This window comes from Nodosilinea sp. FACHB-131 (assembly GCF_014695395.1).
Lineage (GTDB): Bacteria > Cyanobacteriota > Cyanobacteriia > Phormidesmidales > Phormidesmidaceae > Nodosilinea.
Genome location: NZ_JACJOF010000038.1, coordinates 147,976 through 161,747, shown reverse-complemented (window position 1 = coordinate 161,747; position 13,772 = coordinate 147,976). Strand labels below are relative to the sequence as shown.

At 56.1% G+C, this 13,772-nt stretch carries 11 protein-coding genes and 1 tRNA gene; 6 read left to right on the top strand and 6 right to left on the bottom strand.

Annotated features, from left to right (window positions below):
• The first annotated feature begins 319 nt into the window (after positions 1 to 319).
• Positions 320 to 799: a hypothetical protein gene (locus H6F75_RS25180; protein ID WP_242020348.1), complete on the top strand. Its 480-nt coding sequence runs from the start codon at positions 320 to 322 to the stop codon at positions 797 to 799.
• A gap of 314 nt (positions 800 to 1,113) precedes the next feature.
• On the opposite strand, the gene H6F75_RS25175 is transcribed toward H6F75_RS25180, so the two are convergent.
• Both H6F75_RS25175 and H6F75_RS25170 read right to left on the bottom strand, forming a co-directional pair.
• Positions 1,114 to 2,169 carry an S-layer homology domain-containing protein gene (locus H6F75_RS25175; RefSeq protein ID WP_199304125.1) on the bottom strand — a complete coding sequence of 352 codons (1,056 nt, stop codon included), beginning with the start codon at positions 2,167 to 2,169 and terminating at the stop codon, positions 1,114 to 1,116.
• 533 nt (positions 2,170 to 2,702) lie between these two features.
• Positions 2,703 to 2,775: transfer RNA gene (locus H6F75_RS25170), tRNA-Ala, on the bottom strand.
• Positions 2,776 to 2,935: 160 nt separating this feature from the next.
• On the opposite strand from H6F75_RS25170, the gene H6F75_RS25165 reads away from it, so the two are divergent.
• The 3 genes from H6F75_RS25165 (at position 2,936) to H6F75_RS25155 (ending at position 6,152) form a co-directional block, all read left to right on the top strand.
• On the top strand, positions 2,936 to 4,012 hold the full coding sequence (locus tag H6F75_RS25165) for a RuBisCO accumulation factor 1 (protein WP_190755959.1): 1,077 nt from the start codon (positions 2,936 to 2,938) through the stop codon (positions 4,010 to 4,012).
• Positions 4,013 to 4,021: 9 nt separating this feature from the next.
• On the top strand, positions 4,022 to 4,234 hold the full coding sequence (locus H6F75_RS25160) for a hypothetical protein (RefSeq protein ID WP_190755667.1): 213 nt from the start codon (positions 4,022 to 4,024) through the stop codon (positions 4,232 to 4,234).
• A gap of 181 nt (positions 4,235 to 4,415) precedes the next feature.
• Complete coding sequence (locus tag H6F75_RS25155) at positions 4,416 to 6,152, top strand: NAD-binding protein (protein WP_190755665.1); 1,737 nt, start codon at positions 4,416 to 4,418, stop codon at positions 6,150 to 6,152.
• Positions 6,153 to 6,194: 42 nt separating this feature from the next.
• On the opposite strand, the gene H6F75_RS25150 is transcribed toward H6F75_RS25155, so the two are convergent.
• Positions 6,195 to 6,764 carry a Uma2 family endonuclease gene (locus H6F75_RS25150; protein ID WP_190755663.1) on the bottom strand — a complete coding sequence of 190 codons (570 nt, stop codon included), beginning with the start codon at positions 6,762 to 6,764 and terminating at the stop codon, positions 6,195 to 6,197.
• Between the two features lie 100 nt (positions 6,765 to 6,864).
• Between H6F75_RS25150 and H6F75_RS25145 the strand changes: the two genes are divergently transcribed.
• Both H6F75_RS25145 and H6F75_RS25140 read left to right on the top strand, forming a co-directional pair.
• Positions 6,865 to 8,358, top strand: a complete 1,494-nt coding sequence (locus H6F75_RS25145; protein WP_190755661.1) for a DEAD/DEAH box helicase family protein — start codon at positions 6,865 to 6,867, stop codon at positions 8,356 to 8,358.
• A gap of 468 nt (positions 8,359 to 8,826) precedes the next feature.
• The gene (locus H6F75_RS25140) at positions 8,827 to 9,567 is read left to right on the top strand and encodes a hypothetical protein (RefSeq protein WP_190755659.1); all 741 of its coding nucleotides are present in this window, start codon (positions 8,827 to 8,829) and stop codon (positions 9,565 to 9,567) included.
• 225 nt (positions 9,568 to 9,792) lie between these two features.
• Here H6F75_RS25140 and secG read toward each other — a convergent pair whose 3' ends face one another.
• From secG to H6F75_RS25125, 3 genes are all read right to left on the bottom strand, one after another.
• Positions 9,793 to 10,047, bottom strand: a complete 255-nt coding sequence (secG, locus tag H6F75_RS25135) for a preprotein translocase subunit SecG (RefSeq protein WP_190755657.1) — start codon at positions 10,045 to 10,047, stop codon at positions 9,793 to 9,795.
• 90 nt (positions 10,048 to 10,137) lie between these two features.
• Positions 10,138 to 11,736, bottom strand: a complete 1,599-nt coding sequence (gene gpmI / locus H6F75_RS25130) for a 2,3-bisphosphoglycerate-independent phosphoglycerate mutase (RefSeq protein ID WP_190755655.1) — start codon at positions 11,734 to 11,736, stop codon at positions 10,138 to 10,140.
• A 285-nt stretch (positions 11,737 to 12,021) separates the two neighbouring features.
• Positions 12,022 to 13,731: an ATP-binding cassette domain-containing protein gene (locus H6F75_RS25125; RefSeq protein WP_190755653.1), complete on the bottom strand. Its 1,710-nt coding sequence runs from the start codon at positions 13,729 to 13,731 to the stop codon at positions 12,022 to 12,024.
• Between the last annotated feature and the right edge of the window lie 41 nt (positions 13,732 to 13,772).

Genomic DNA, 13,772 nt, shown 5'->3' with positions numbered 1-13,772 from the left:
CCTCAATTGAGACGAGCAGGTAAAAAGCTTGAGCGCTCATTTTTGCTAGTTCTAAAGCCGAAAAAGCCCGTAGATAAAGGGGTTCTGCCTACTGGTGCTGTCTCTGCCACTGTTGGGCCAGTGTCACCCACTACACAAAGTGTCATGGCCTTGCTAAGGGGTGCCTAGGCCCCAGCGCTACAACAGTGTCATGGCGAAAGCGAAGACAACTGCTTCTCCGCCGGCCCCATCCAACCTAATGGCATTGTTCAAACCGTTTTGGGTGGGCTTCTCAACACAAGACAGTCAACAACACACAGTTTGCATTTGGAGAATGACCATGAAAACCCGTTCTATCGCTGCGATCGCCTTAGGTCTTACCGCCGCTTCTATGGCTGCCCTTCCCATGGCCGCTAACGCCCAGAATGCCAGCACTGACCTCAACTACGTCGGCGCAGGCGTCGGCATCAGTGACGACATTGGCCTCTCGATCAACAGCAAGGTTACCGTAGCCGACAACATCTCAGTGCGCCCCGGCGTCATCAGCGACCTCGACTTCAATGGCGACGATGGCGAAACCGTCTTCCTGCTGCCCGTGACCTACGACTTCAACGCCATTACCGACAACGGTCGTATACTGCCCTACGTTGGCGCTGGCCTGTCGGTCTCTACCGAAGGCTCTACACAAGTCGGTCCTATGCTCACTGGTGGGGTTGACTACCGCATCACCGAGCGCATCGTAGCCAATGGTGGTGTCAACGTGTCGTTCTATGACAACACCCATGTCAACGGCTCTGTCGGCCTAGGTTACGCATTCTAGGTTCCTAGACCTCCTGCTCTCAACCAGTAAACTAGCAAAAAAGAGATCGGTGGAAGTTCCACCGATCTCTTTTCTTTTGATTGAGTTGCAGCGCTGAGTTGAGAATGTTGCCATTGGTCAATTGACCAAGCCACTGTGGGTCAGCCCCGTACTGAGGCCAATTTAAGCGCTCCTCTCAGAGCCTTACTCGGCCAATTCCAACTTTCATTGGTGTTAGTAAAGCGATCGCCCTACCTCTACTTGCCAGATTTGCTTAGCTCCTAGAGGTTATGCCAGGCGGACTTTACCCACGATCGCCCCTAGAATCCTCAACCTTACTGGCCAGACTGAGACGGATCCACGATGTAGTTGGCTGCTGGGTTATCAGCCAGCGGAGCCAGCCTGCCTTGGTGAACCAGAGCCTGATGAATAAACGCTGCAATTTCGGCACGGGTAGCGGGCCGATCAGGGTTGAGGAGTTGGCGGTCGGGATAGTTAACCACTAAGCCTGCCTGGGTTGCAGTTGCGATCGGATCTACTGCATAGATCGGAATTTTTTGGGCATCGGTATAGTAGTTGCTCACGACCTCTGAAGGCAGGGCCTCAAACTCAGCATTGTCTCCTGCTGCACGGTCGGTGCGATTTGGGGCTTCAGCTGTATTGGCCGGAGCCGACGAATTGGGAGCGGCGGCAGTGCTGGCAGAATCTGGGGATTGAGCAGGGCGATTAGCCGCAGGAGGAACGTTTCTAGCTCTAGCGGGAGCCACAAGGGGTTGCATCAAAGTTGTTAGCGCCATCGGCATGAGGAAGGTGTTTCTGCGAGGTCGCTGGGTGGTAGGAGAGGATTGGTTTGCTGCTGTTGAGTTGGCGACAGCGACTTGATTATTGGTATCTGCTTGATTGGCCGTGGATTGCTCTGGAGCGGTTGAATTATTGGCTGTGGGGGTCGCGGGATCCGAAGCATTGAGGGTGGGTGGAGCTTCTAGATTGAGGTTTTGAGATAGGGAGACTAGAGCTTCGGTTCTTGAAATTTCTCGATCGGGTGCAAATAAGCCACCAGGGTAGCCAGACATAAATCCAGATTCGTGAGCTTCTTCAATTGCATCTTTGGCCCAATGATCTACCGGCACATCGTTATAAACGCTGCCATCAGCAATCGGGTCTTCTTGGACTTGATTAAAGCTTTGGCTGAGGATGGCAGCAAACTCGTCACGCCGCACTGGCTGATCGGGTCTAAACGTTCCATCTGGATAGCCCTTGAGCAGGTTTTGAGCGGTCAGACTTTGAATAAAAGGCTGCGCCCAATGCCCTTCAGTATCTGATAAATAACCTGCTTGTCCGCTAGGCTGCTCAGGGGATGCGATCGCTGACGTAGGTTGCAGCGTTAGCAAAGGGACAAACGTCCCGATTGAGAGTCCTAGGACGGCAACGGTTGCACCTGCAACGGACCAATGAGAGCGATTCAGCATTTGTCTTTCCCCTAGGAGGTGGCGGATTTCTTGGTATTCAGGCTATGCAATCTTTAAGCTGATCCTGTCTATCTTTCGGACGACACACCAGGCATAAGTTGAGGTGTAGGCAAGTACTCAAGAATCTAAAGAGTTTGTCGCTATCTGAATTCTCAAGCCTGGCTTTCTAATGAGTAATTATACTGAGCCAGTTCCATCACTGCCCCATTGGCTTAGAAACTGCTGCGACGGTGTCATGCATGGCTCTTGCGCCGTCACAAATACAGTCAAAAATCCAGCTCACAAAGAAGTGGCTGTATGCCTTTCCCAAGTGTGCTTCAGCCTTAGGTCACCAAACAAACAACGAACCTGTGGCCCAAAGTCTTCTGGCTGAACCTGCGCCATGTTTGATCTGTGTGTCCAGCACCAGACACGGAACACCTCAGCTTTCAGCCTTTGAGTACTGATCTAGAATATGGAGCTAAGCGGATTCGAACCGCTGACCCCTTGCATGCCATGCAAGTGCTCTACCAACTGAGCTATAGCCCCTTGTGCGCCAACTTTTTCGCTGAGCGCATCAACAATAGTGACCTAAGGGGGGTACCGTCGTCAACCCCAAATTTTCCCTGAGTTTTATTCAACGGTAGCGGTGAAGGGCAGCCATCCGCGATAGAGTCAGGAAGATTGTAGTGTTCACGTGGCAATGGCAATGGTTTATCCTGGTTCTTCGTCTCCCCCTGATGCCGATGCGGTGCAGGATGTGCTGCTGCGGTTGCGGCGTAAAGAAGGCACTTGGGTCAACTGGGCTCAGGGCTGCCAGGCTCTGCAAAAGGCGCGGTTCACTCCCCAGCAAATTTTTGAAGAAACCGGCTTTGAGCCCATCCACCAAAACCAGATTATGGTGGCGGAGCAGGTCTACCAATCCATTCTCAAGGCGGGGGTGACCGAGGCGACCCAGGCTCACTTTACCGAGCGGGGCAGCGATGCCCTCTACGAGCTGCGGGTGCTCTCTCAGGGCGATCGCGCCGCCACTGCCGATTTTATCTTCCAGCACGGCATCGACTCTGAGGAGGTGCGCGATCTGGTAAAGCCGATCAAAGAATATGCCTACCGCAAAGACAAGCCCGAGGGCTTTAGCGATGGGCCAGGGGATGCGATCGCCTACCACTTCTGGAAGCTAGCCCGTCAAAAAGACGACCTGCAAGACCGATCGCGCCTGATTGCCCAAGGCCTGCGCTTTGCCCAAAGCCCCACCGCCCGCCAGCACATCGAAAAGCTGCTGACCGACTTTACGGTTGTTAAAGACCGCCCCGCCCCTCGGCTGCCCCTCTACCGGCTCGAAACTGAAAGCGAGCTGCCGCGAATGATCCCCGTAGTGGGGCAGATGCCGCTGACGGTGGACGATTTGAAGGCAGTGCCCGTAGTGGTGGCGGAAGAACCCTTCAGCATGGTCAGCGCTAACGGCGCCAGTGCCTGGATTGCGGTGCCCGGCTGGCAGGTGATTTTTCGGGCCGAGGACCCGGTGGGCATTCTCACCCAAGCCCGGCAGTTGCCCAACTACCCCAGCGATGGTGCCGACGACACGGTGCTGGTGGTAGTTGATCGCAGCGATCGCACATGGGACGACGACGGCTACTTTCTTACCACCGAAGGCGATCAGCTGAGCCTATCTTGGTCACCTAGCCCGATTGAAACCCCCATTTTGGGCAAAATGATTCTCATTCTGCGACCCAAGCGCATTTTGGATGAAAACTACAATCGAGAACTTTGGCAGCTAGACGAATAGGAGACAACTATGGGCCTCGAACGACGCTTATCTCGCACCATGTTCTTGAATACCGAGATTGTGGAGCTGCGGCAAATGTGCTTCACCCCCGGTCGCGTGTTTGAACCGGGCAAATATATCGCGGGCGACCTGCCCGACACGGCCTTTGAGATGGGTTTAGTAGAAAAGCTGCCGCCGGTGCGGGGGAAGAGTGAGGAGATTGGGGATCCGCCGGAAGCGTGAGTGAGCGGGTGAGGAAGGTGAAAAATGCAAAGTTCAAAATTTTGAATTCTCAATTTTGAATTTTGCATTCATTCCCCTATCTCATCCTCACCGTCCAAACTTTTAAGACAACGTGCCCCAGACTACAGCGGCTACCGTCTCCAGCCTCGACAACAGATCGTAGTATCTGTGGTTGATGGCCATGGCCGTGACATCCTTAACGCCTCGGGAGTTGCCTTCGCTACGGCCCCAGATTATTGTCTGTGGGCTGGGACGCACGGGGCTGCGGATTTATAGCCTGCTGCGACAGCAAGGGGCGCAGGTGGTGGGCATTAGCTACCATCCCATGCCAGAGGTGGTGGGCGAGATTGTGGTGGGGGAGCTGCGATCGCCCACTACCCTCGCCCAAGCCGGCATTCACCAGGCCCACACCCTAGTGCTGGCTACCTCCGACGACGCCTTGAATTTAGCCATTCTCACCCAGGCGCGCATCCTCAATCCCAACATTCGGATCATCAATCGGCTGTTCAACATCAGCTTGGGTGAGCGGCTCGACCACACCCTGCCCCACCACGTCAGCTTCAGTTCGGCGGCGCTAGCGGCACCGCTGTTTGCCTTTGCGGCGCGGGGCAACCGGGCGATCGGGCAGCTGCGTCTGTTTGACCTCACCTGGCCGATGTACGAAGAGGTGATCAATGCCGCCCACCCCTGGCACGGCAAGCTGCTAAAAACCTTATGGGACAATCGATCCCAGCTCTTGATTCACTACCACTCGGCCCACCGTCCTATTGATCTGGTGACGGCGGTGGTAACGGGAGAGGTGTTGCAGGTGGGCGATCGCGTCGTAGTGGCCACCCGCCCCCAGCAACCCATCCTCAAGGCTCGCCACATACCCCAGTTTTGGCAGCGACTGCTGGTCACCCTCGACCACGGCCGCCGCCGTGCCCGTGCCACGCTGCTGGTGATTTTGGCGCTGTTGATCACCATTGGCCTGGCTACGTTCACCTATCTTTGGCACGACCTCAACACCAACTGGGTCGATGCCCTCTACTTCTCGGTGGGCATGATTACCGGAGCCGGGGGCCAAGAACAGGTGGCAGAAAACTCCTCAACCAGCATCAAAGTTTTCACGGCTGTGATGATGCTGGTGGGAGCGGGGGTGATTGGTATCTGCTACGCCCTGCTCAACGACTTTATTTTAGGCTCCCATTTTCAGAGCCTGTGGAGCGTGGCTCGCATGCCCCGGCAGCACCACTACATTATTTGTGGGTTGGGGGGCGTGGGCTATCGCACGGCCATTCACCTGCACAAAGCCGGCTATCGGGTAGCCGTGATCGAGCAAGATGCCCACAACCGCTTTTTGTTTTCGGTTAAGGCGCTCAAAATTCCGGTCATCATCGCCGATGCCAACCTGACCTCCACCCTAGAAACCGTGAACTTGGCCTCGGCCCAGGCCCTGCTAGTCGTGACTAGCGACGATACGGTGAATTTAGAAATTGCCCTCACGGCTCGCAGCATTAGCCCCCAGGTGCCCAGCGTTGTGCGCATCTTTGATGCCGAGTTTGCCCAGCAGGTGCAGCAGGTGTTTGAGTTTGATCAGGTGCTCAGCCCGATGGATTTGGCTGCGCCTACCTTTGCCGCCGCTGCCCTCGGGGGTAGAATCCTCGGCAACGGCATGTCTGGGGATCTGCTGTGGGTGGCGATCGCAACGCTGATCACCCCTCACCATCCCTTCTACAACCAGCCGATCCAGACCATCGCTCAGACAGCGCAGTTGGTGCCCCTATATATCGAGTCAGCCCGTCGCACGCTCCACGGCTACAGCCTGCTCAACGTGACCCTCACCGATGGCGACGTGCTTTACCTGACCATGCCCGCCAACCGGTTAGATTGCTTGCAATACACCCCGACCGCAGTCACAGAGGAGATGAGAGGGTAAGAGAGTGAGCAGTGGAAGCAGCGATCGCCCAATTCCAGGATCTCAGCGACGATCGAGCCGGAGCCAGCTAAACAGTTGCTCCGGGGTCAGCGATAGCGACATCCCGGTTAGGACTGGCAGCTCAGCATCTTCAGCCCATTCCTCAGGCAAGCGATCGGGGTAGTAGACCAGCACCACTCGTTCTGCAGGATCGATCAGCCAGCCCAGTTGCCCCCCGTGGCGCAGGCTGTGCAAAATTTTGCGCGTCACCTTCATCTGGCTCTGCTGGAGGGAGAGAATCTCAATGATCCAATCTGGGGCAACGCTAACGCCAGTGCTGACAATCTCACCATTCTCGTCAGCGGGGAGCTGGCTGTGTTTTAGCACAGCAATGTCTGGCACGATGGAGCGCTCACCGACGGTACAGCGTAGTTCGATAAGGGCCTCATAGGGAGAATCAGCGGCGTTCTTGATGACGCTAACTAACCGCGATTGAATCCGACTGTGTTTTCCACCGGGCATCGGTTTTTGGCTGACCTCTCCCTGCACAAATTCCCACGCCGGTGACTCTTCGATGTAGGGCAGCGTCAAAAACTGCTCTAGGGTCAACCGTTGGGGTAAAGCAACAGTCATGACGATGGCCCTCGCTAGCCGTCAACTGCCTGAATTGTAGCTTTCTAAAACCCTCACGTTTGGCTGCCCGCTACAATATCCCCAGTAACTATGAACCACCATGGGGCGCACACCCACCCTCACCTACGATCGCGGCACCCTGATCCTGCATCCACCGCCGCGAGGCAGAAGCTGGGTAGACTTCGCCCATTGGGACGATCGCATTGAGAAATTCCGCATCCCCGCTCAGCAGTACCGCGCTCTGGTCGAAACCTTGCGAGCCGAGCAAGTGCCCTTCAACGATCAGGCCCACACCTTCAAGCCGCTGGAGCTTAATCCCCGGCTGAGCCTAGAACCCTATCCCCATCAAACAGAAGCTCTCCAGGCCTGGATCGACCAGCGCTGGCGTGGAGTTGTAGTGCTGCCCACCGCCAGCGGCAAAACCTTCCTGGCCCAAATGGCCATGCAGGCCACGCCTCGGCCCACACTAATTACCGTGCCGACGCTCGATCTCATGCACCAGTGGTATGCCCATTTAGAGGCGGCCTTTCCCGACGTGAAGGTGGGGCTTTTAGGCGGAGGATCAAAGGATCGGACGCCGATTTTGGTGGCCACCTACGACAGCGCCGCCATCCACGCCGAGAGCCTGGGCAACCAATATGCCCTACTAATTTGCGACGAGTGTCACCATCTACCCAGCGACTTTAATCGGGTGATTGCTGAATATTCCATCGCGCCCTACCGACTGGGGTTAACCGCCACCCCCGATCGCGCCGACGGTCGCCACGACGATCTCAACCATCTGCTGGGGCCAGTGGTTTACGCCAAGTCAGCGGCGGATCTGTCGGGGGATGCCCTGGCTCCTTTTCAGATTGTGCCGATTCGGGTGAAGCTGTCGAACCAAGAGCGATCGCGCTATGACCAGCTGATTGCCCAGCGCAACCGCTTTTTGCAGGAGGCTAACATCTGGCTTAGCTCGGCCCAGGGATGGCAGCGGTTTGTTCGAGCCAGTGCCCAATCCCCAGGCGGGCGGCGGGCGATGCTGGCCCACCGAGAGGCGCGGGCGATCGCCCTGGGTACTGAGGGCAAACTGCGAGTGCTTGCCGACCTGCTCGCTCAGCACCACCCCGATCGCACGATCATATTTACCAACGACAATGCCACGGTTTATCACATCTCCGAGACCTTTTTGATCCCCGCTATTACCCACCAAACGCCAGTCAAAGAGCGCCACGCCATTCTCCAAGATTTTCGCCATGGCCAGTACCCTACCCTGGTGGTCAGCCACGTACTCAACGAAGGAGTGGATGTGCCCGAGGCGCGGGTGGCCATTTTGCTCTCCGGGAGCGGCTCCACTCGCGAGTATGTGCAGCGGCTAGGGCGCATCTTGCGCAAGGGCAGCGGCAACAAGCAGGCCATGCTTTACGAAGTTGTGGCCGAAGAAACCACCGAAGAAGCCATTTCCAGCCGTCGCCGCCAAGGAGTACAACCATCGCAGCCTAGTCCTCGCCAGCTCGAGCTAGTGCCGGTGAAACCGGTCTATAACAACGATCCCCTACCGGCTGTGCCGCGGGCAGCAGAAGCACCACCCCTACCTCCTCCCGACCCAGCTTGAGCGTCTATCTGTGCCACAAAAATAAGCCCAAAGATAGTGGACATAAGTGTGCTCAGAAAGCTCCTCAAACGCTATCTTAGTAGTAAGCTAAAGTCTTGCTAGAAGAGGGTTATCGGCGATCGCGCCCCAACCTTACGTCGAAGCTTTGCCCACGGCTTAATGCCGCGTTTCGTCTAGTGATCTTGGGCTTCCCCCCCACAGCCCTACGTGTCGGGTTCCGCCCTAGTTAACGAGAGTTAAGTCACGAGCTAGGTAAGCCTGGTGGTCTAGTTCTTTGGCCTGCCGCAGTTATAGAGCTGGCCAACAACTCGCCTCTTACTGCCAGATTTGAGCCTTAACTTCCATTAACTTGGGAACCAGCTCGCTTGGGTTCTCGAACTCTTGGCAGCGCGGTCGTACTTTTTCATAGCTTTGGCGCTTGCCCCAGCGCTAAGCATTCCTGCTTTCTCCATCCCCACCAATCCTTCGATGAGTCACCTGTTTGCTACGGCTTTGCTCCTTACCCTTGGTGTTGGTTCAGCGGGACTGTTGACAGTCTCTGCCCAACCAACCCAGGCCCAGACTTTTAACTCCTTAGGCCCCTTGCAAACTGAGCTAATGGGCACCAGTTCTGTGGTGCCAGCGCTTGCCAACTACCTGGCTCAAGTAGAGAGGCCCCTAGCAGCAGAAGCGGGGATCGCAGAGGCTGAGGCTCCCTCTGCCAGCGATCAAGGCCAATCTTTGGATGCGATCGCCGCTACGATTTGCGCCCATCTACCGGAGTGGGAGCGCCCGTCGGCGATCGCTCAAACCAAGCAGCTAGAGGCCATGCCCTACTACGGTGAAGTACTCGATACCGATCCCATGGCTGAGCTGGCTAAAGTCTGGTGGAGCCACGAAGCCTTTGTGTTCACCACCTATGGTCTCAGCGCCCGCACCGATCCCCTCTACCTCTCTGGGATATGGACGGCGATGGATGACATTTGGAACTGCTACAGCGGCGATCAGCCCGAGCAGATTAACCAGGGAGAGCTAGCAGAAATGTGGCTACTGCATCACCGCTTGGTCAACTTGGAATGGCAAGACAATCAGTACCTGGTTACTGTTGAGCCCGTGGGCACTGGACTGCAACTGGTGCAGTTTCCCCGCCGCGAGAGTGGCCAGACCTTGCCCCTCAGCATTGTTTCCACGACAGGTCAGGCTCTGGCGGTGATGTCTGGCGATTGGTGATCCCCACCAATACATTGTTCATCTATAGGAAAAGCCCCCAACTCAGCTGGAGTTGGGGGCTTTTCCTATTTTTTGTCAGCTCTGGCCAAGCCCGTTACTACCCTGAACCTCTCAATTGGCTAGGGCAAACAGCGTTTGCTCCTACAAAATGGCCCATCTTTAAACCAAGGGCATCAAATCGAGTGTGGAATGAGTAGCGTTCCTAAAGCCAGAAATTCAAGGGTTCTAAAGGGCGGCGGGAGCGGCAGCCACATCGAGCCAGCCCGCACTTAGCACTACCGTCAGGCCCATAAACAGCACGGTTAAGGTCCAAGTGACGCGGTTGAGGGTAGTTTCAGCGCTTTTGGTGCTGGTAAAGAGCTGAGCTTGGCCACCTAGGCCACCCAAACCATCGCCCTTAGGGCTGTGCAGCAGCACCATGGCCGTGAGGCCCACAGCAGCAACCATCCAGATAACTTTCAAAATTGTGGTGACTATCATCGCGTTCCTAGACTAACCTGCTCAAAATAACGCCCACCCTTCACTATACCCCAAGCTTCTCAGCCCTTCCAGGTTCCCCTTGAGCCAGCACTAGCGGGAGAGTTTGACCGGGGTACGGTTGTTGCGAATTTCCACATCGGCAGGGAGAAACATTGAGCGCCCGGTCATTTCCTGGGGCTGGGGCAGACCCAGAATTTGCAGAATAGTAGGGGCAATATCAGACAGTCGCCCGTCTTCGCGCAGGTTAACGTCACCACCATAGGCAGGCACCTTGAGCTTCTCGCCTTCGACCAGAATAAAGGGCACCGGGTTGGTGGTGTGGGCTGTCCAGGGCTTGTGGTTTTCGTCCCACATCAGCTCAGCGTTGCCGTGGTCAGCAATGATAATGGCGGTGCCGCCAGCCTTGCCAATCCCGTCGATTAAGCGGCCTAGCTCATGGTCAACGGCTTGGAGAGCCGTGATTGTAGACTCCATTTTGCCGGTGTGACCTACCATATCGGGGTTGGCGTAGTTGATCACCACCAGAGAATAAATTCCTTTTTTAATAGCAGCTAGGGCGGTGTTGGTCACCGCCGCCGCCGACATAGCCGGAGCCTTATCGTAGGTCGCGACCATCGGGCTAGATACCAGCTCCCGGTCTTCGCCCTTTAAGGGTTCTTCTAAGCCACCGTTGAAGAAGTAGGTGACGTGGGCGTACTTTTCGGTTTCAGCAGTGCGAAACTGCTTGAGCCCGTTGTTGGCCACTACTTCGCCCAAAATATTGCTCAAGTTTTGAGGTTGAAAGGCCACCTTCACCGGCATCTCCGGGTCGTACTGGGTCATGGTGACGAAGTTGGGTGGAGCGATTAACTCCCGCTCAAAGCCTTTGAAGTTGGGATCGACTAGAGCCTGGGTCAGCTGCCGGGCGCGATCGGGGCGGAAGTTAAAGAAGATCACGCCGTCCTCTGGGGCGATCGCACCGGGGGCCAGCCGCACTGGCTCGACAAATTCATCGTTGATCTCTTGTTCGTAGGATTCTAGCAGCGCTTCCATGGCGGTTTTGCCGCTGCCCTCGCCGGGATCAGTCATTACCCGGTAGGCCTTCTCGACGCGATCCCAGCGGTTATCGCGATCCATAGCGTAGTAGCGACCGCTGAGGGTCACCAGGCGACCAAGGCCCAACCGATCAACGTAGTCCTGAATTTTTTGTACCGCCACCTGGCCTTCGGTGGGTTTGGTGTCACGACCGTCGGTAATGACGTGAATGCAAACCTCGTCAATGTCTTGAGCTTTGGCCATCTCTAGCAGACCAAATAGATGGGAGAGGTGAGAGTGAACCCCCCCCTCAGAGCACAGCCCCACCAGGTGCAGCTTGCTGTTACGGTAGCGCACCGCCTGACACACCTCTAGCAAGGCCTCATTTTCCTGCAAGGTGCCGTCTTCTACAGCATCAGAAATACGCACCAATTCTTGAGGCACAATGCGCCCCGCACCGATGTTGAGGTGACCCACTTCAGAGTTACCCATCTGGCCGTCGGGCAGCCCCACATCCTTGCCTGAGGTCCGAATCAAAGTGTGGGGGTAAGCGGCCCACAGGCTGTCCATCACCGGAGTCTTTGCGGCAGCGACAGCGTTACCGTCGGTATTTTCCCGATATCCCCAGCCGTCGAGAATGATTAAAACCATCGGCGGGATTGACGCTTGACTCATAGGTAAGAATCCTTCGGAGTTGGACTAACGTCTCAGCAATCGCACTATCCAGAAATTTAGCCCCAATCTGAGCTGGGACGGTGCTGGAATAGCCCTTTAAAGATTCACTTACTGGCGATCACGCTGGGCAGATACGTTCGCTTAGTGCTGCAAGGACATGCTCACAACACAAAAAGCTAGCAACTGTACTCTAGACCCAGCCTAGTCACGTTCTATAGGCATACGGCCAGGCTAAAGTGCAATTTAAGAACTTTTTTATAAATTGCATATTACTCTACATCTGCGTTATTTTGTAGCGCCTGCCTTGCGCTTGGCCTGCTGTTGCTGACGCTTGGCATCAGCCTTGGCTTTCTTCTCAGCCTCAAGGGCGGCTCGTTTCTTGGCCTCGGCCTCTTCAGCCACTTTATCGAGATAGTAGTGATAATCTCCCCGGTACAACCGCAGCTCGCCATCGCGAATTTCGACGATTTTGGTGGCTACGCGGGAGATGAAGTAGCGATCGTGGGAGACCAGCAGCACCGTACCGTCGTAGTGCTGCAGGGCCTCTTCCAGCATCTCTTTGGCAGGAATGTCTAAGTGGTTGGTGGGCTCGTCGAGCATCATCAGGTTGGCAGGGCGCAGCAGCATTTTGGCTAGGGCCAGACGGGCCTTTTCACCACCGCTGAGGGCTTTGACCTGCTTAAAGGCCATGTCGCCCGTGAACAGAAAGCGTCCCAGCAGGGTGCGCACCTCTTCGTTGGTCCAATCGGGCACTTCGTCGTGGATGGTGGCGATGACGGTTTTCTCCAGGTCGAGAGCCTCGGCCTGGTTCTGCTCAAAATAGCTGGGGATCACGTTGTGGTTGCCCACTTCGACCTGACCATCGGTGGGGGTTTCTAGCCCAGCAATCATGCGCAGCAGGGTTGATTTACCCGAGCCGTTGTGACCGAGAAAAGCGATGCGATCGCCCCGCTCGATCAGCAGGTCTGTGCCAAGAAATAAAATCTTCTCGTCGTAGCTGTGGGTGAGATCGCTAATAGTGACCACCTCGCGCCCGCTACGGGGGGCAGGGGGAAAGCGAAAGTGCAGGGTGCGCACACTGCCGGTGGGAGCCTCAATGCGCTCAACTTTCTCCAGCTGCTTTTCACGGCTTTTGGCCTGGGTGCTGCGGGTGGCGCTGGCCCGAAAGCGATCGACAAAGGCCTGCTGCTTAGCAATTTCTTTTTGCTGGCGCTCAAAGGTGCTGAGCTGAGCAGCCAGGCTTTCTTCTTTTTGGGTGAGGTAGGCGGTGTAGTTACCCAGGTAGGTGGTGGAGACACCGCGCTCAGTTTCAACAATCTGGGTGCAGAGGCGATCGAGAAATTCTCGGTCGTGGGAGACGATCACCATGGGGGTGGTGAGCTTTTTGAGGTAGCCCTCTAGCCACTCAATAGTGTCGAGGTCGAGGTGGTTAGTAGGCTCGTCGAGCAGCAGCACGTCGGGAGCTTGCAGCAAGATTTTGCCCAGGCCCATGCGCATTTGCCAGCCGCCGCTAAACTCGCTGACGTAGCGATCGCCGTCGCTGGCCTCAAAGCCCATCTCGGGCAAAATTTTCTCAATCTGCGACTCTAGCCCGTAGCCACCCAGAGCATCAAATCGTCGCTGGAGCTTGTCTAGCTCGTGGATTAGGCGATCGAGTTCGTCGGGGTCGGCCGTTTCCATCAGCGTGGGGATGTGGTGCAGCTTTGACTGCACCTCGTTGGCCTCTTTAAAGACGGTCCAAAATTCGTCGCGCACCGTGTGGCTGGGGTCAACCTCAAACTCCTGGGAGAGGTAGGCGATCTTGAGATCGGCGGGGCGAATGATGGTGCCCGTGGTGGGCTCAATCTTGCCGGTGATGATTTTGAGCTGGGTCGATTTGCCGGCACCGTTGACACCGACGAGACCGATGCGATCGCCCGGCTTCACCTCCCAGTTCACGTCCTTGAGAACCTCCCCGGTGGGGTAAATCTTGCTGATGTGCTCTAAACGCAGCATGGGCGGCTCCAAAGGCGGGGAGTAAACGAATCTTTACCAAA

Bases quoted from the DNA above. Each gene is read 5' to 3' on its own strand.
- H6F75_RS25180 (WP_242020348.1), top strand. From the start codon at position 320: ATGAAAACCCGTTCTATCGCTGCGATCGCCTTAGGTCTTACCGCCGCT.
- H6F75_RS25165 (WP_190755959.1), top strand. From the start codon at position 2,936: ATGGTTTATCCTGGTTCTTCGTCTCCCCCTGATGCCGATGCGGTGCAG.
- H6F75_RS25160 (WP_190755667.1), top strand. From the start codon at position 4,022: ATGGGCCTCGAACGACGCTTATCTCGCACCATGTTCTTGAATACCGAG.
- H6F75_RS25155 (WP_190755665.1), top strand. From the start codon at position 4,416: ATGGCCGTGACATCCTTAACGCCTCGGGAGTTGCCTTCGCTACGGCCC.
- H6F75_RS25150 (WP_190755663.1), bottom strand. From the start codon at position 6,764: ATGACTGTTGCTTTACCCCAACGGTTGACCCTAGAGCAGTTTTTGACG.
- H6F75_RS25145 (WP_190755661.1), top strand. From the start codon at position 6,865: ATGGGGCGCACACCCACCCTCACCTACGATCGCGGCACCCTGATCCTG.
- H6F75_RS25140 (WP_190755659.1), top strand. From the start codon at position 8,827: ATGAGTCACCTGTTTGCTACGGCTTTGCTCCTTACCCTTGGTGTTGGT.
- secG (WP_190755657.1), bottom strand. From the start codon at position 10,047: ATGATAGTCACCACAATTTTGAAAGTTATCTGGATGGTTGCTGCTGTG.
- gpmI (WP_190755655.1), bottom strand. From the start codon at position 11,736: ATGAGTCAAGCGTCAATCCCGCCGATGGTTTTAATCATTCTCGACGGC.
- H6F75_RS25125 (WP_190755653.1), bottom strand. From the start codon at position 13,731: ATGCTGCGTTTAGAGCACATCAGCAAGATTTACCCCACCGGGGAGGTT.